The sequence below is a fragment of the Mesorhizobium sp. BHscii genome, from assembly GCF_053848065.1.
Map to the genome: position 1 here is coordinate 1 of NZ_JBSPKW010000026.1, position 15,106 is coordinate 15,106.

Annotated in this window: 14 protein-coding genes, 1 tRNA gene and 1 pseudogene; 10 read left to right on the forward strand and 6 right to left on the reverse strand. The window is 63.1% G+C overall.

Annotated features, from left to right (window positions below):
* The 3 genes and pseudogenes from ACWTU7_RS27110 to ACWTU7_RS27120 all read left to right on the forward strand — a co-directional run.
* Positions 1-900 (forward strand): annotated as a pseudogene (locus tag ACWTU7_RS27110) (hypothetical protein); the annotation flags it as partial.
* 145 nt (positions 901-1,045) lie between these two features.
* Positions 1,046-1,183, forward strand: coding sequence for a hypothetical protein (locus tag ACWTU7_RS27115; protein ID WP_455840973.1), 138 nt, complete (start codon positions 1,046-1,048; stop codon positions 1,181-1,183).
* A 274-nt stretch (positions 1,184-1,457) separates the two neighbouring features.
* The gene (locus ACWTU7_RS27120; protein ID WP_165778533.1) at positions 1,458-1,907 is read left to right on the forward strand and encodes a YybH family protein; all 450 of its coding nucleotides are present in this window, start codon (positions 1,458-1,460) and stop codon (positions 1,905-1,907) included.
* Between the two features lie 96 nt (positions 1,908-2,003).
* On the opposite strand, the gene ACWTU7_RS27125 is transcribed toward ACWTU7_RS27120, so the two are convergent.
* The 3 genes from ACWTU7_RS27125 to phaC all read right to left on the reverse strand — a co-directional run bounded on the left by ACWTU7_RS27125 (position 2,004) and on the right by phaC (position 5,573).
* Positions 2,004-2,078: transfer RNA gene (locus ACWTU7_RS27125), tRNA-Glu, on the reverse strand.
* A gap of 180 nt (positions 2,079-2,258) precedes the next feature.
* A complete protein-coding gene (locus tag ACWTU7_RS27130) occupies positions 2,259-3,401 on the reverse strand; it encodes a YcbK family protein (protein ID WP_455840975.1) in 1,143 nt (380 codons plus the stop codon).
* Between the two features lie 336 nt (positions 3,402-3,737).
* Positions 3,738-5,573, reverse strand: coding sequence for a class I poly(R)-hydroxyalkanoic acid synthase (phaC, locus tag ACWTU7_RS27135; protein ID WP_095520540.1), 1,836 nt, complete (start codon positions 5,571-5,573; stop codon positions 3,738-3,740).
* A gap of 97 nt (positions 5,574-5,670) precedes the next feature.
* On the opposite strand from phaC, the gene ACWTU7_RS27140 reads away from it, so the two are divergent.
* The 5 genes from ACWTU7_RS27140 (at position 5,671) to recJ (ending at position 11,772) form a co-directional block, all read left to right on the forward strand.
* The gene (locus tag ACWTU7_RS27140) at positions 5,671-6,063 is read left to right on the forward strand and encodes a hypothetical protein (protein ID WP_455840972.1); all 393 of its coding nucleotides are present in this window, start codon (positions 5,671-5,673) and stop codon (positions 6,061-6,063) included.
* 61 nt (positions 6,064-6,124) lie between these two features.
* Positions 6,125-7,342 carry an LL-diaminopimelate aminotransferase gene (locus ACWTU7_RS27145; RefSeq protein ID WP_127319036.1) on the forward strand — a complete coding sequence of 406 codons (1,218 nt, stop codon included), beginning with the start codon at positions 6,125-6,127 and terminating at the stop codon, positions 7,340-7,342.
* Between the two features lie 46 nt (positions 7,343-7,388).
* On the forward strand, positions 7,389-8,702 hold the full coding sequence (locus ACWTU7_RS27150) for a homoserine dehydrogenase (protein ID WP_455840971.1): 1,314 nt from the start codon (positions 7,389-7,391) through the stop codon (positions 8,700-8,702).
* 240 nt (positions 8,703-8,942) lie between these two features.
* A complete protein-coding gene (gene glpX, locus ACWTU7_RS27155) occupies positions 8,943-9,926 on the forward strand; it encodes a class II fructose-bisphosphatase (RefSeq protein WP_455840970.1) in 984 nt (327 codons plus the stop codon).
* A 61-nt stretch (positions 9,927-9,987) separates the two neighbouring features.
* Positions 9,988-11,772 carry a single-stranded-DNA-specific exonuclease RecJ gene (recJ, locus tag ACWTU7_RS27160; protein WP_455840969.1) on the forward strand — a complete coding sequence of 595 codons (1,785 nt, stop codon included), beginning with the start codon at positions 9,988-9,990 and terminating at the stop codon, positions 11,770-11,772.
* A 35-nt stretch (positions 11,773-11,807) separates the two neighbouring features.
* Here the strand turns inward: recJ and ACWTU7_RS27165 are convergent, their stop codons facing one another.
* The 3 genes from ACWTU7_RS27165 to folE all read right to left on the reverse strand — a co-directional run bounded on the left by ACWTU7_RS27165 (position 11,808) and on the right by folE (position 14,032).
* Entirely contained in the window at positions 11,808-12,776 is a 969-nt protein-coding gene (locus ACWTU7_RS27165) for a patatin family protein (RefSeq protein WP_455840968.1), read from the reverse strand.
* 84 nt (positions 12,777-12,860) lie between these two features.
* Positions 12,861-13,331, reverse strand: a complete 471-nt coding sequence (gene hisI, locus ACWTU7_RS27170; RefSeq protein ID WP_455840967.1) for a phosphoribosyl-AMP cyclohydrolase — start codon at positions 13,329-13,331, stop codon at positions 12,861-12,863.
* Between the two features lie 65 nt (positions 13,332-13,396).
* Positions 13,397-14,032, reverse strand: coding sequence for a GTP cyclohydrolase I FolE (folE, locus tag ACWTU7_RS27175; RefSeq protein WP_029353093.1), 636 nt, complete (start codon positions 14,030-14,032; stop codon positions 13,397-13,399).
* 239 nt (positions 14,033-14,271) lie between these two features.
* On the opposite strand from folE, the gene ACWTU7_RS27180 reads away from it, so the two are divergent.
* Positions 14,272-14,718 (forward strand): iron-sulfur cluster assembly scaffold protein, encoded by a 447-nt coding sequence (locus ACWTU7_RS27180; protein WP_029353091.1) that lies wholly within the window; start codon positions 14,272-14,274, stop codon positions 14,716-14,718.
* A 7-nt stretch (positions 14,719-14,725) separates the two neighbouring features.
* Positions 14,726-15,094: a membrane protein insertion efficiency factor YidD gene (gene yidD / locus ACWTU7_RS27185; protein ID WP_455840966.1), complete on the forward strand. Its 369-nt coding sequence runs from the start codon at positions 14,726-14,728 to the stop codon at positions 15,092-15,094.
* Positions 15,095-15,106: the final 12 nt, after the last annotated feature.

Below are 15,106 nucleotides of genomic sequence, written 5' to 3' on the forward strand. Positions count from 1 at the left end.
CCGGCCTTTGACTATACCTATAAGTGGGGAACACAGAACGGCGACACCGCGCTTGAAAGCTCCCCGGAACTGCAGGCTGTTTTCCGGGAACACAATCTCAGCACCGCTGGGACCGCCGCTTCAGACGCCACCGATGACAGCTCTACCGCGACTGTCCCTGCCGACGTCACCATCAGCGACGACAGCTCTACTGCGGCCGCCGCTTTCGACACCACCATCAGCGACGACAGCGCTACTGCGACCGCCGCTTCTGACACAACCATCAGCGACGACAGCTCTACTGCGGCCGCCGCTTCCGAGACCGCCGCCAGCGATGGCAGTTCCACTGAGACCGCCGCTTCCCGCCCCACGACCAGCAATGGCGGTGTTCATGCTGTCCATGGTGCCGATGCGACCCATGCAGCCGCCGGCACCGACAGGGCGGCAAACCATGACGGCAACGACACCTCCCATGTCGACAATGGCGGCGAAAAGGCAGGCAGCAGTGTCGACCGGGTGTTGGCCGCCCTTTCTGGCGGCTCGGAGTCGCTCGCCGGTTCACACGACAAGACGGCCGGCAACGGGTTCGCCCACACCGTCGATAATGAAAATGTCGGCGCCAATGCTAGCAAGGGCGGCGCCGCCGAGATCATGTCCGGCCGCGGAGGCCACGACGCCTTCGACTTCAGCTGGCTCCAGGAAAAGCTGCAGGACAAGCCTCACTTCGACCAGGCCTTCTTGGACGGGCTCAAGTCGGGAGGGGAGTCATCCGACGCTCTGTCTACGGCTGCGCATGATCGTTCCGACCAGGTCAGCTACGACAGTTCAACCGGGTCGCTCTCTTTGGACAGCGACGGGACGGGAGATGCATCTCAAACGCAGCTCGCCAGCCATTTTCCATGGCAGCATCATTCGCTGTGACCTGAAGGAGCTACGGGCGGGAAACTAGATCAGGCCCGGCCTTTGTTCACCTCGAAGAACATGGGCCGGGTCGTTCCCGTGCCGGTCATCAAACGTCTTTCCAGAAATTCCGCGGCGAGATACAGGTCATACAGGCGTCGCGGGATTGCCTCCGCAGTTCGGCAAAATCCGAACGGGCCTTCTCATCGAGGACGATGGCTTCGCCGTTGATGAGGCCTCGCCCGGTGAAGACGCGCGCGCCGCCAGCGATGAGCTGTGCGTGGCGGCAAGAAAGCAGGCCTGATCTACACGCCCCACACTGCGCCGAACGCCTATGGCAAGGCCAAGGACGAACTATGAGAGACGCGCGAGAGCATCAGCGCGACCGGCGGAAACGCGCGCGCTGGTGAGGCTTTACGCCCCGCTCTTGGCTGCGCAGCTGCGCTTGCGCCGTCATATCAGATAAGCCTAATGTAAATCATGACCTGGCCATTGAGCGGGCGCGGCGGCGCACTCGGATTGGGCCCACTATTCATCCGGTGGATATATCGATCACGCAAAGGGAGGACGAGATGAGAGTGGCTAAGTTATTTGCATTTGCTGCTGTGCTGTTTCTTTCGTCTGCGTTGTCTGCGGCCGCCCAGTCGGCTCGCGAGGACATCGAAGCTGCGCTGACGAAATTCACGGACGCCTTCAACAGCGGAAACGCGGTGGAGGTCGGTCAAATGTATACCGAGGATGCCGCCGTGCTGCCGCCCGACGGCAAGCGCGTCGATGGTCGCAAGGGCGTGGAAGAATTCTGGCAGGGCGCGATCAAAAGCGGGATGAAGAATCTCACCCTAAAGGCCCTGGAGGTGGAAGAGAGCGCAAACCTCGCCTACGAAGTTGGCGCATTTACGCTCGATGTGCCGAGCAAAGACGGCGCCCTCTCCACCGTTGCGGGCAAGTACATCGTCGTCTGGAAGAAGGGCGACGACGGGACATGGCGCCTGCATCGGGACATCTGGAATTTAGGTGCGGCCCAATAGGGATTTGATATCCAGGTCCTCATCGACCGCCTTGGCGACGAGTACGGCTGCATGCACTGGGATCTGATGCTCTATTGCCATGCCAGTTGAAATCTCTGGTACGCCCAAGGGGAATCGAACCCCTGTTACCGCCGTGAAAGGGCGGTGTCCTGACCGCTAGACGATGGGCGCGCTCAGATGTGAGCGCTTATAGTTGCCTTGCACCAAACCGGCAACCCGTCTGCCGCCGCCTGCGACAACTTTTTTCATTGGCCGCAAAACCGCGCATTTTCGGCGATTTAGCCCGGTTCGACCGTGCCGTCGTGAGGCGGCACATTGCGAACGTTGCGTAATGAGAGAGAGAGCCAGCCGTTACCGCCGCCGGCGGCAGCGCCAGTTCCAGTCGCGCTCGGGACCGACGTCGATGTGAACAGATTCGGTATGGCAGTAGGTGCCGACGCCGCCGCGCCCGGGCATGCTGCGGATGTAGCTTGCCAGTTGCGCTTTCGCGACGCCTGGAACCTGGATGTCGGCAGCGGCGCAATACATGTGCAGCGAATTCTTGGCGCCGTTGGCGCGGCGGTTGCGGGCCGGGTCACGATAGCCGGAGGTGACGATCATCTTCTTGCCGTAGTGGCCCTCGATCGTCTTCAGCACACGGACCAGCGAAGGTTTTAGGCAGGCAACGTCGACATTCTCGGTCTGCTTCAAAAGACCGTTGGGCGCCAGCCGGGCAAGCCCGGCAGCGGATGCCACCTGATAGGCGCCGCCTTCATCCTCGTTCAGATCGACGTCGCTGTCGTCGTCGAGGCCGGATTTGCGCTTGATCTCGAAGAGTGCGGTCTTGCGTACGCCAGGCAGCGCGTCATCGGTGAAATGGCTGGTATCGCCGATCGAAGCCAGTTGCACCGGCTTTTCAGCCGATTTGGCCGAGGCCAACGTGATGGTCGGCTTTGCGGCCGCCTTGGGCTGCGCCGCCGTCGATTGCTCGCCCGACCTGTTGCTGGTCTGCGGGGCAGGCGCCGCCGAGGCCGGCGTGGCGCTGAACAAAGAGGCGAGGAACCCCTTCTTCTTCGGCGCATAAGCTTGCGGCTGCGGCTCCCCGGCGGTCACATAAACCGGGTTGTTCATCGCCGGCGCGGCGGCCTCGGCCTTGGACTTCGGCGCGGTCGTGCCTGCATCGACAGTTACAGTCTTCTGCGTAGCAGAGCCGGCCTGTTCAACCGTCTGCGCGGACTGTTGCTGGGGCTGCGGCGTCTGGCCCGCAGCAGCGTCTGCGCGAGCAGGAGCCGTGACGGGGAGGCCGGCATCGGACTTGGCGCCTCCCTGAGGGGCTCCCCCCTGGGTTCCCGGCTTGCCCATTGGCACATAGCCGACCTGCTCGGGAAGGCTTGCGTCGCCCTCGGCGGTCATCGTCATCTGTGAAGTCGTGATCTGCGATGACGAATCAACGGCGACCTGTTGGGTACCAGAGGCCGTGCTGATATCCGTAGCAGAGGCGTTATAACCGGGCATGCCGACGGACAGGGACGGGTCGCCGGCCGAGGTGCAGGACGCCAGGAGCACGGAGAAAAGCGCGGCCGCAATGGCGCGGCTTTCTCCCTTCGCGAGGCGCGATCCTGCTGATTTCAAAACAAAATTCCCCCTCGATGTCCGGCCGGTACGTCATTGGCGGCGTCGAAACGTCTCGCCGAAATAAATCCTTGTCCCCGAACGAAAACGAGACCTGTGTCAAATCCGCAAGCCCCAGAGTAATTCGACGGCTAAAGAGGAATCGAGACTGCTTGAGGGTTGACGACACCATTTCGCCCTCTTTTACCGGCGCGTCAACTCACCACACATTACAGAAGGTTACACACGCACCTTGACATAGGTGCCTGGCGCGTCGCCCAGAGTTTTCATGTGCTTGCCGGGTTTGCGGGCCGGCACGCGGGTGTTGTCCTTCGCCTCGACCCAGCGTTGCCAGTGCGGCCACCAGGAGCCGGGATGGTTTATGGCCTCGGCGATCCACTGGTCGAAGTCGCCCGCCGGCTTGCCGCCGGTCCAGTAGTGATATTTCTGCGCTGCCGGCGGATTGACGACACCGGCGATGTGGCCGGAGCCGGCCATGACGTAGTCGACTTCGCCGCCGAAATACTTCGAACCGAGGAACACCGAAAGCGCCGGCGCGATGTGATCTTCCTTCGCGGCAAGGTTGTAGACCGGGATGGTGACGTCCTTCAGCGAAACCACGCGGCCCGCCAGCTCCATCATGCCTTGCGAAAGTCTGTTCTCGAGATAGCAGTTGCGCAGATAGAAGGAATGGTTGGCCGCGCCCATGCGGGTCGAATCGGCGTTCCAGTAGAGCAGATCGAAGGGCAGGGGATCCTTGCCGCGCATGTAGTTGTTGACGACATAGGGCCAGATCAGGTCGCCCGAGCGCAGCATGTTGAAGGCGGTCGCCATCTTGGTGCCGTCGAGATAGCCTTTCTCGTTCATCGCCTTTTCGACGGCCGCTACCTGCTCCTCGTCGACGAACACTTTCAGGTCGCCGGCATAGGTGAAATCGACCTGCGTGGTGAAGAAGGTGGCCGATTTGATGCGGTGGTCGCCTTCCTGCGCCATCAGCGCCAGGGCCGCCGCCAGAAGCGTGCCGCCGACGCAATAGCCGACGGCATTGACGTCCTTTTCACCGGTGGCCTTTTCGATCGTGTCCAGGCCGTATTGCAGTCCCTCTCGGATATAGGCCTCCCAGCTCTTGGTGCCGTGCCGCTCGTCCGGGTTGATCCAGGAGATGACGAAGACGGTGTGACCCTGCTCTACCGCCCAGCGGATGAAGGACTTTTGCGGGTTGAGATCGAGAATATAGAATTTGTTGATCCATGGCGGGCAGATCAGTAGCGGCCGCTTGAGTACGGTCTCGGTCGCCGGATCGTACTGCAAGATCTCGGCGACATCGCTGCGGCCCACCACCTTGCCGGGCGTCGTGGCGAGGTTCTTGCCGATCTCGAAGGGCGAATAATCGGCCTGCCGGAGTTTCAGGTCGCCCTTGCCGGCGGCGATGTCCTCGGCCAGCATCTTCATGCCGCGGACCAGGTTTTCGCCATTCGAAGCGACGGTCTCGCGAAACAGCTCCGGGTTGGTCAGGATGAAATTCGACGGCGAGATGGCGTTGGACACCTGCTTGACGTAGAAGCTGGCCTTGTGGCGGGTGTGCTCGTCCAGGCCATCGGCGTGCTCGACCAGCTCGGCCGCCCAGCGCGAGGTGACGAGATAGGCCTGCTTGAGGAAATCGAAGAAGGCGTTGCGGCCCCATTCCGGGTCCTGGAAACGCTTGTCGCCGGGCTCGGGCTTGACCGCGTCTTCGGCATCTTCGCCGCCGGCGCCGAGACGCTGGATGGAGTTGGCCCAGACGGTCATGTAGCCGGAGAACAGCCGCGTCTGCGCCTCCAGGGCACGCTGCGGGTCGGAAAGCCAGTATTCGCTGAGCTTGGAGAAGGTTTTCACCATGTCGACGACCGGCTCGGCGACATGATCGCGTACGTCGCCTTTTTCGCGCGGCTCGGCCCATGCGGAAGCCGCCTTGCCGGCCTGCTCGATCATGCGAGCCATGTTCAAGGCGAAGCGCTCCGGGTCCTTCACCAGATATTGCTCGACGGTCGAAGCCTGGTCATCTTCCGCTTTGCCCGAATCGGGTGTTTTGGACATGGTTCGCGGGGTTCCTCCCGAAGCGTTTTCTTGACATATTATCATGGGACATCGGACAGGGTCCAACGCGCTCTACCTCGGCTGCCAAGGAAACAATATGACGATTAATATTGGCGAAACTGTTTTTTCTGGCACTGGTCGTTTTTGCCGCATGGGCGCGGCGGTCGTTTTGCTGGCGATCGCCGGCTGTTCGAGCACCAACATCGAGGGCGCCACGCCTGTCGCGGCTACCGACGGGCCGAAGAACACCGGCACCTATCCGAACCTGAATATCCCGCCGCAGGTGGCGGCGGAGCAATTCACCGAGGCGGAAAAGAACGCCAAGCTCGCCCAGTTGAAGGCCGACGGGCAGGCGCAGGCCTCAAAGGGCGGAGCGGTCAAGGCTGCGAACCCGGCGGCGCTGAACACACTGGCAAGGAAGCACGGCGCCGACGCGCTGAAGCAGATCGAAGCCAAATGCGATCCTGCCCTCGACCCTACCTGCAAATAGGGTTATATCGCGCGACCGACAACCACCTTCGCCAAAACCCCTTTGACCGTCTGGAATTGACATGGAAGAATTTCACAAGGTCCGCCGGCTTCCGCCCTATGTCTTCGAGCAGGTCAACCGGCTGAAGGCCAGTGCCCGCTCGCGCGGCGCCGACATCATCGACCTTGGCATGGGCAATCCGGATCTGCCGACGCCCAAGGCCATCGTCGACAAATTGTGCGAGGTCGTGCGCGATCCGCGCACGCATCGCTATTCGTCGTCGCGCGGCATTCCGGGCCTGCGCCGCGCCCAGGCCAATTACTATGGCCGCCGTTTTGGGGTGAAACTCGACCCGGACACGCAAGTGGTGGCGACGCTGGGGTCGAAGGAAGGTTTTGCCAATATGGCGCAGGCGATCACCGCCCCCGGCGACGTGATCCTGTGCCCTAACCCGACCTATCCGATCCACGCTTTCGGCTTCATCATGTCGGGCGGCGTGATCCGCTCGTTGCAGGTGGAACCGGACGACGGCTTCATCCCCGCGCTGGAGCGCGGCATCCGCCATTCGATCCCGAAGCCGCTGGCGTTGATCCTCAATTACCCGTCGAACCCGACGGCGCAGGTCGCCTCGCTCGATTTCTACAAGGAGGTGGTGGCCTTCGCCAAGAAGAACGACATCATCATCCTGTCGGACCTTGCCTATTCGGAAATCTATTTCGACGGCAATCCGCCGCCCTCGGTGCTGCAGGTGCCGGGCGCGATTGACGTGGCGGTCGAGTTCACCTCGATGTCGAAGACCTTTTCCATGCCCGGCTGGCGCATGGGTTTTGCCGTCGGCAACGAGCGGCTGATCTCGGCGCTGACCAGGGTCAAGTCCTATCTCGACTACGGTGCCTTCACGCCGATCCAGGTGGCGGCTGCGCACGCGCTCAACGGCGACGGCGCCGATATCGCCGAAGTTCGCGACATCTATCATAAGCGTCGCGACGTCATGGTCGACGCCTTCAGCCGCGCCGGCTGGATTGTCCCGGCGCCGGCGGCGTCGATGTTCGCCTGGGCGCCGATCCCGGAGCCGTTCAAGCATCTCGGTTCGCTCGAGTTCTCCAAGCTTCTGATCGAGCACGCTGACGTGGCGGTGGCGCCGGGTGTCGGCTTCGGCGAGCATGGCGACGACCATGTGCGCATCGCGCTGGTCGAGAACGAGCACCGGATCCGGCAGGCGGCTCGAAACATCAAGCGCTTCCTGGCGTCCAGCGCCAAACAGCCCAACAATGTGGTGCCGCTGGCCGCACATCGTTGAGCGCCTGACACTACATCGACCAAATTCTTGGGGGGCGTCGCCGGACATGGCTGAAGCGTTGCGTGTTGGAATTGCCGGTCTCGGCACCGTCGGCGCGTCGGTGGCGCGCGTGCTGCACGACAAGGCGGCGGAACTGACGCGGCAATGCGGCCGCGAGGTCGTCGTGTCAGCCGTCTCGGCCCGTGATCGCAAACGCGACCGCGGCGTCGATCTCGGCGCGGCCAAGTGGTTCGACGATCCGGTAGGAATGGCGCAGACCGCCGAGATCGACGTGTTCGTCGAGCTGATCGGCGGCGACGAGGGACCGTCGCGATCATCCGTGAAAGCAGCGCTTGAAACCGGCCGCCACGTCGTCACCGCCAACAAGGCGCTGCTCGCCAAGCATGGCGTGGCGCTGGCCGAGATCGCCGAGAAGAAGGGCGTGCTGCTCAATTACGAGGCGGCGGTGGCGGGCGGCATTCCGGTCATCAAGACGATGCGCGAGGCGATGGCCGGCAATTCGGTGACCCGTGTCTTCGGCATCCTCAACGGCACCTGCAACTATATCCTGACCCGCATGGAGGCCGAGGGCCTGTCGTTCGACGCCTGTCTGAAGGATGCGCAGCGGCTGGGCTATGCCGAGGCCGACCCGACCTTCGACATCGAGGGCCACGACACCGCGCATAAGCTGTCGATCCTGACCAGCCTTGCCTTCGGCACGCGGATTGCCGCCAACGACATCTACATGGAAGGGATCTCCAACATCAGCCAGGCCGACATCCGCGCGGCCGGCGATCTCGGCTACCGGATAAAGTTGCTCGGCGTCGCCCAACGCACGGAAAGCGGGATCGAACAGCGCGTGCACCCGACCATGGTGCCGACGGCCTCGGTCATCGCGCAGGTGCACGGCGTCACCAATGCGGTGGCCATCGAAACCGATATTCTTGGCGAACTCCTGCTCTCCGGTCCCGGTGCCGGCGGCAACGCCACCGCATCGGCGGTAGTCGGCGACATTGCCGACATCGCCAAGAGCCGGCCCGGTTTCCAGCACGGTCCGGTCTTCGGCCTGCCGGCGAAGGAATTGCGGCCGTACAAGAAGGCGCAGATGCGCAGCCATGCCGGCGGCTATTTCATCCGGCTGACCGTGCATGACCGCATCGGCGTCTTTGCCGCCATCGCCAAGCGCATGGCCGACAATGACATTTCGCTGGAATCGATCGTGCAGCACGCCTCCGGTCCCGATACCGCACTGCAGAAAACGGTGATCCTGGTCACCCACGAGACGACAGAAGCGGCGGTGCGCAAGGCCGTCGACGGCATCACCAGGGACGACCATCTGACCGACAAGCCTCAAGTCATTCGCATCGAGCGGGCAGAGTAGGAATTCTCTTTCTCAAATCGATTGTTATCGCTGCGTTTTCAAGAAAGACCCGCCCAGGTCTTGCTGTTGTCATGGAGCTTTGACACAACCGGCGCGCCTCTAACGCATCGGCCCGGAAATCGGAATCGATTTTCGGGAAAGCACGATGCGTAGATTCAAAGACTTAGAGCGTCCTTTGCGCGCTCAATGGACGCGCGGCGCTCTAACGGGAGGCAATGTGCCAACGAGGATTGTCCACCGATGAACATTGCCCAGAACATCGTCGCCGGCCTTGACCGGATACTCACCATGGAACTGGTGCGTGTCACCGAACGCGCCGCGGTTGCGGCGGCCAGGTTGCGCGGACGCGGCGACGAAAAGGCCGCCGACCAGGTCGCAGTAGACGCCATGCGCGAGGAGCTCAGCCGCCTCGCCATCAACGGTACGGTGGTGATCGGCGAGGGCGAACGCGACGAGGCGCCGATGCTCTATATCGGCGAAGAGGTCGGCTCCGGCAAAGGCCCGGCGGTCGATATCGCGCTCGATCCGCTCGAAGGCGCGACGATCTGCGCCAAGAACCTGCCCAATGCGCTGGCCGTCATCGCCATTGCGGAAAAGGACAGCCTGCTGTTCGCGCCCGACGTCTATATGGACAAGATCGCCGTCGGCCCGGGCTATGCGGACGGCGTCATCGACATCGATGCCTCGCCGGCCGAAAACATCGCCAGCCTGGCCAGGGCCAAAGGCGTGCCGGTGCCGGAGATCACCGCCTGCATCCTCGACCGGCCGCGCCATGGCGGCCTGATCGAGGCCGTGCGCGCCACGGGCGCTGCGATCCGGCTGATCGGCGATGGTGACGTCGCCGGCGTCATCCACACCACCGATCCGGATGAAACCGGCATCGACATCTATCTCGGCACCGGCGGCGCCCCAGAGGGCGTGCTGGCGGCGGCGGCGTTGCGCTGCACCGGCGGCCAGATCCAGGGAAGGCTGATCCTCGACACGCCGCAAAAGGTGGCGCGCGCGGCGAAGATGGGCATCTCGGACCCGAAGCGGGTTTACCGCACACAAGACATGGCGCGCGGCGACGTGCTGTTCGCCGCAACCGGCGTGACCGACGGCAACATGCTGGCCGGGGTCAAGTTCGGGCGCAATTCCATCACCACGCATACGATCGTGCTGCGCTCGTCGTCGCGCACCGTTCGCGAGATCAAGGCAAGGCACCAGGATCTGGAAAAGTTTTGATTCCCGACTCGGCTAGCCGTCGCATATTGTGAGAAATGACAATCCGCAGATGGCGCGTCGCATGACGGGCGAAAACCGTATCTTCCTCGACGTCAGGCAGTCGGCATCAGGTGTTTCCTGGGAACACCGGCTGACCGAGCGGCAGGACATGACTGCGCTTGCGATAGCGCAAGGCTTTGGCGTGCCGGACATCGTCGCGCGCGTCCTTGCCGGGCGCGGCGTGACCGCCGAGCAGACCGAGCGGTTCCTTGATCCGACCATCCGCGATCTTTTGCCGGACCCGGCTTCGCTGACCGACATGGACAAGGCCGCCGCCCGCATCGCTGATGCGATCGTGACCGGGGAAAGAGTGGCGATCTTCGGCGACTACGACGTCGACGGCGCGGCCTCATCGGCGCTGCTCAAGCGGTTTCTCACGCATTTCTCCGTGCCAGCGGAGATCTATATACCGGACCGCATCTTCGAGGGGTACGGACCCAATCCGGAAGCCATGTGCGAACTTGTCTCGCGTGGCGCGACGCTGATCGTCACCGTCGACTGCGGCACCAACAGCGCTGTCTCGATCGACGCGGCGAAGGCTGCCGGCGCCGATGTCGTGGTGCTCGATCATCACCAGCTCGGCGGTCCGTTGCCGGCGGCGGAAGCGGTCGTCAATCCCAATCGCGAGGACGACCTTTCGGGGCAGGGCCATCTTTGCGCCGCCGGCGTCGTCTTCCTGGCTCTGGTGCAGACGGCGAGGATCCTGCGCGGCCGGTTGCCGGATGCCGCACCACCGGACCTGCTTGGTCTGCTGGACCTGGTGGCCCTAGCGACCGTTTGCGACGTGGTGCCGCTGACCGGCGTCAACCGCGCCTTCGTGGTGAAGGGGTTGCAGATGGCGCGCCAACAGAGGAACGAGGGGTTGGCGGCGTTGGCACGGGTCTCGCGCATCGGCGAGCCGGTCAGCACCTTCCATCTGGCCTATCTGATCGGCCCGCGCATCAATGCCGGGGGGCGCATCGGCGACGCAGCACTCGGCAGCCGCCTGCTCGCCACCGACGATCCCGTCGAAGCCCGCACCATCGCCGAGACGCTGGACCGGCTCAATCAGGAGCGGCAGCAGATGGAATTGGAAATGCTGGCCGCGGCACGAGTGGAGGCCGATGCCGAGCTTGCCGGCGGCAATGGGCCGGCCATCGTCGTGACCGCCAGTTCCAATTGGCATCCGGGCATCGTCGGCCTGCTGGCCTCGCGGCTCAAGGACCATGCGCGCCGGCCCGCCTTTGCCATCGCCTTCAACGCCAATGGCGTCGGCACGGGTTCAGGCCGTTCGGTGTCGGGCTTCGATCTCGGCCGGCTGGTGCGCGAGGCCGCCATTGCCGGGCTGATCGTCAAAGGCGGCGGCCATGGCATGGCGGCCGGCATTACGGTGGAGCGGGCGAAACTTGGCGCGCTCCGCGCCTTCTTCGAGGAACGGGCGGCGGCCGACGTGTTCCGGCTGCAGGGCGAGGAAAGCCTGGCGATCGACGGTGCGCTGGCCGCCGAGGGTGCGACGCTCGGCCTGCTCGATGCGCTGGAGAAAGCCGGCCCGTTCGGCGCCGGGCATGTCGCGCCGGTCTTCGCGCTGCCGCGCCATCGTCTTGCCGATGCGAGGCCGGTCGGCACCAATCACATCCGCGCCGAGTTGCAGTCGGAAAGCGGCGGCCGGATCCAGGCGATCGCCTTTCGCGCCGTCGATACGGCGCTCGGCGAATTCCTGTTCACGAACAGGGACAAACCGGTGCACGTCGCCGGTTCGCTGTCGGGCAACCACTGGAACGGCAACCGCACCGTGCAGTTCCGCATCGTCGATGCCGCACGTGCCTGAGAGCGGTTTTCGCTTCTGCACAAGTCTTCGATGATTTAAGCCAGAACCGTCTGCAGCCGGGCCAGCTCGCCGATCTGGGCCACCGTCACCTGATAGCCGATGCGGATCGCCTCGTCGGCGCGGTGGAATTCGGTCAGGCCGATATGGCTGAGCTTAGGCTGCAGCGACATATCCGGCGGGTCGCCGGCAAGCCGCGCACGCGAAATGCGGTCCTGGATGATGTTGAAAGCTTCGACCATAACGCCGGTGATGCCGAGCCGTGTTTGGTACTGGTGCCCTGTATCGACCAGGCCGGGCCTTGGCGCATCCTTTTCGACGACCAGTTCGCCGGCGCTGTGCTTGATGACGGCGGCGCGGCCGAACAGATCATAGTGAAGGTTTACCGCGACCACCAGCGGCTGCTCGTAGGCGCGGCAGACCGAGACCGGAACCGGATTGACCAGCGCGCCGTCGACCAGCACGCGCCCGTTGCAAGTGACCGGTTCGAACACGCCGGGCAGTGCATAGGAGGCGCGCATAGCGGTGATCAGCGAGCCGCCCGACAGCCAGATTTCATGGCCGGTGCGGATTTCCGAGGTGACACAAACGAATGGTTTCGACAAATCCTCGAAACGGATGCCGGCCATATGCTCGCGCAGCCGTGCGTCGAGCTTCATGCCGCCGAACAGGCCGCTGCCGCGCAGATTGAGATCGAGAAGACCAAAAATGCGGCGCTTGGTCAGGCTTCTGGCGAATTCTTCCAGCTCGTCCAGCTTGCCGGCAAGATAGCAGCCGCCGACCAGCGCGCCGATCGAGGTGCCGGCGATCATCGACACTTCGATGCCTGCTTCGTCGAGCGCGCGCAGCACGCCGATATGGGCCCAGCCGCGCGCGCAGCCGCCGCCCAATGCCAGCGAGATGCCTGTTTTCTTGGCGGGGTTCGTTTCGGATACGCCGGCGGACGACGACAGGCCATTGGCCTCTCGAACGTCCGGTCTGTTGAGCGATGACGCCCATTCGAGCATCACAATCTCCCTTGTCCCACGGCCAACATACAGGCTGGCCGTATCGAAATCATGAATATACGAGGCTGCAGTTCGGCGAATGGTTCATTTGGATGGTTCACGGGGCTTTCGATACGTTTCTTGCGCATCGAACAGCGGCCTGCTCCCATCGCTGGCACGCGTCCCCTTGCCGTCGATCAGTCCCACCGTCCGATAAAAGCAGGAACGTCGGCCGGTGTGGCAGGTTGCGTCGTGGCCCATCACTTTGACGCGCAACCATATGGCGTCCTGGTCACAATCCGTGAGCATCTCGACAACGTTCTGGACATTCCCGGACGTTTCGCCCTTCTTCCACAGAGCGTTGCGCGAGCGCGACCAGTAGTGGGCGATGCCGGTTTCCAGCGTCAGCGCCAGCGCTTCGGCGTTCATGTGCGCGACCATCAGCAGCATGCCGTGGTCGGCATCGGTGACGACGACGGTGACGAGGCCGCTGGCATCGAAGCGCGGCGAAAAAACCGTGCTTTCTTCCAGTGCTTTCTTGTCTGATGGAGCTTTCGGGAATTTCAGTGCCGACATCGCCGGTCCTTGTTCAGAGCCTTACCCACTTCTCGGGATCATGGCTAGCGACCGGCGACGATCGTTCAGCCCCTGCCGCCACGCACCATTGTGACGAAACGGACCTGTTCCTCGGGCGTGTCCTTGAAGACGCCGGTGAAGGTCGAGGTCAGCGTGGTGGAGCCTTCCTTGCGGATTCCGCGCATGGCCATGCACATATGCTCGGCTTCGACCATGACGGCGACGCCGCGCGGATTGAGCACGTCCTGGATGACGCCGGCGATCTGCGCGGTCATGGCTTCCTGGGTCTGCAGTCGCTGGGCGAAGATATCGACGACGCGCGCGATCTTGGACAGGCCGACAACCTTGCCGTCCGGCAGATAGCCGACATGCGCCTTGCCGATGATCGGCACCATGTGGTGCTCGCAATGCGAATGGAACGTTATATCCTTGACGAGGACAAGGTCGTCATAGCCGGCGACTTCCTCGAAGGTGCGGCCGAGTTCCTCGGCCGGGCACTTGTCGTAGCCGCCGAACATTTCGCGATAGGCCTTCACCACACGCTTCGGCGTATCGACCAGGCCCTCCCGGTCCGGATTGTCGCCGGTCCAGCGCAACAGCGTGCGAACCGCGGCCTCGGCTTCGGCTTCGGTCGGCCGATCGGTGACCGGCTTTTCCATATAGGCGGAGGGGGGCATGAATTTCTTGATGACGGCATCCATAAAGGCGTCTCCCGTAGTTCCCCTCTCAGGAGGAACGAGTTGAACGGACACGACCTTTCGGGTGTTAGAAACGTGCCCTGTTTCCAGCCCGTAAGCGGCGTGAACTGATTTGAGCAAGGACGAGGCTGTTGGTTACCTTGTCCATACCCGACTACCAGCATTATATATGATCGTGCCGAGCGAAAGGAAGACCGTCAGCGGCAATCGCTGTTCGCTCGGCGGCGACGGATTGGAAAAATATGATCGACGACGTCTACAATGCGAAAATTCTGGGATTTGCCGGGAATATCGCGCGGATCGGCCGGCTCGACCGTCCCGATGCAACCGCGCGCGCGCATTCCAAGCTGTGCGGCTCGACCGTGACTGTCGATCTGAAGATGGATGACGGCGTCGTCACCGATTTCGCCCATGATGTGAAGGCCTGTGCGCTTGGCCAGGCTTCGTCCTCGATCATGGCGCAACATGTCATCGGCGCCAGCGCGGGCGAATTGCGCGCTGTGCGCGAGACGATGCTGAAGATGTTGAAGGAAAACGGCACACCGCCCGAAGGCCGCTTCGCCGACCTCAGATATTTAGAACCGGTGCGCGATTATAAGGCGCGCCATGCCTCGACCATGCTGACCTTCGATGCGGTGGTCGACGCGATCGGCCAGATCGAGAAGAAGCGCGCCGAACAGGCGGCTTAGCCGTCAAATGGCGACCGATCACACGCACCAGCATCAGAGGCCGCGGTACACGCGCAACTGGCCCGGCCCCTGGCGCAAGACGCCCGGCCGAATCCTCGGCACGACGCTTGTGCGCTTTTACCAGCTGACGCTGTCCGGCTTTGTCGGCAATTCCTGCCGGCATCTGCCGACCTGTTCCGAATACGCACATGAGGCAATCGCCCGCCATGGATTATGGGCCGGCGGCTGGATGGGGTTTTTCCGGGTGCTGCGCTGCGGGCCGGGCGGAACGCACGGCATTGATCGTGTGCCGGATGTGCTGGCCGATCGCTACGTCTGGTTCGCGCCCTGGCGGTACTGGCGGATCGGAAAAAAACGCAGTGACTCGGAAAGCTGATCCCGGTAGAGG

Coding starts and splice junctions, on each gene's coding strand:
- ACWTU7_RS27130 (WP_455840975.1), bottom strand. CDS start 3,401: ATGCCCGGTTATAACGCCTCTGCTACGGATATCAGCACGGCCTCTGGT.
- phaC (WP_095520540.1), bottom strand. CDS start 5,573: ATGTCCAAAACACCCGATTCGGGCAAAGCGGAAGATGACCAGGCTTCG.
- ACWTU7_RS27140 (WP_455840972.1), top strand. CDS start 5,671: ATGACGATTAATATTGGCGAAACTGTTTTTTCTGGCACTGGTCGTTTT.
- ACWTU7_RS27145 (WP_127319036.1), top strand. CDS start 6,125: ATGGAAGAATTTCACAAGGTCCGCCGGCTTCCGCCCTATGTCTTCGAG.
- ACWTU7_RS27150 (WP_455840971.1), top strand. CDS start 7,389: ATGGCTGAAGCGTTGCGTGTTGGAATTGCCGGTCTCGGCACCGTCGGC.
- glpX (WP_455840970.1), top strand. CDS start 8,943: ATGAACATTGCCCAGAACATCGTCGCCGGCCTTGACCGGATACTCACC.
- recJ (WP_455840969.1), top strand. CDS start 9,988: ATGACGGGCGAAAACCGTATCTTCCTCGACGTCAGGCAGTCGGCATCA.
- ACWTU7_RS27165 (WP_455840968.1), bottom strand. CDS start 12,776: ATGCTCGAATGGGCGTCATCGCTCAACAGACCGGACGTTCGAGAGGCC.
- hisI (WP_455840967.1), bottom strand. CDS start 13,331: ATGTCGGCACTGAAATTCCCGAAAGCTCCATCAGACAAGAAAGCACTG.
- folE (WP_029353093.1), bottom strand. CDS start 14,032: ATGGATGCCGTCATCAAGAAATTCATGCCCCCCTCCGCCTATATGGAA.
- ACWTU7_RS27180 (WP_029353091.1), top strand. CDS start 14,272: ATGATCGACGACGTCTACAATGCGAAAATTCTGGGATTTGCCGGGAAT.
- yidD (WP_455840966.1), top strand. CDS start 14,726: ATGGCGACCGATCACACGCACCAGCATCAGAGGCCGCGGTACACGCGC.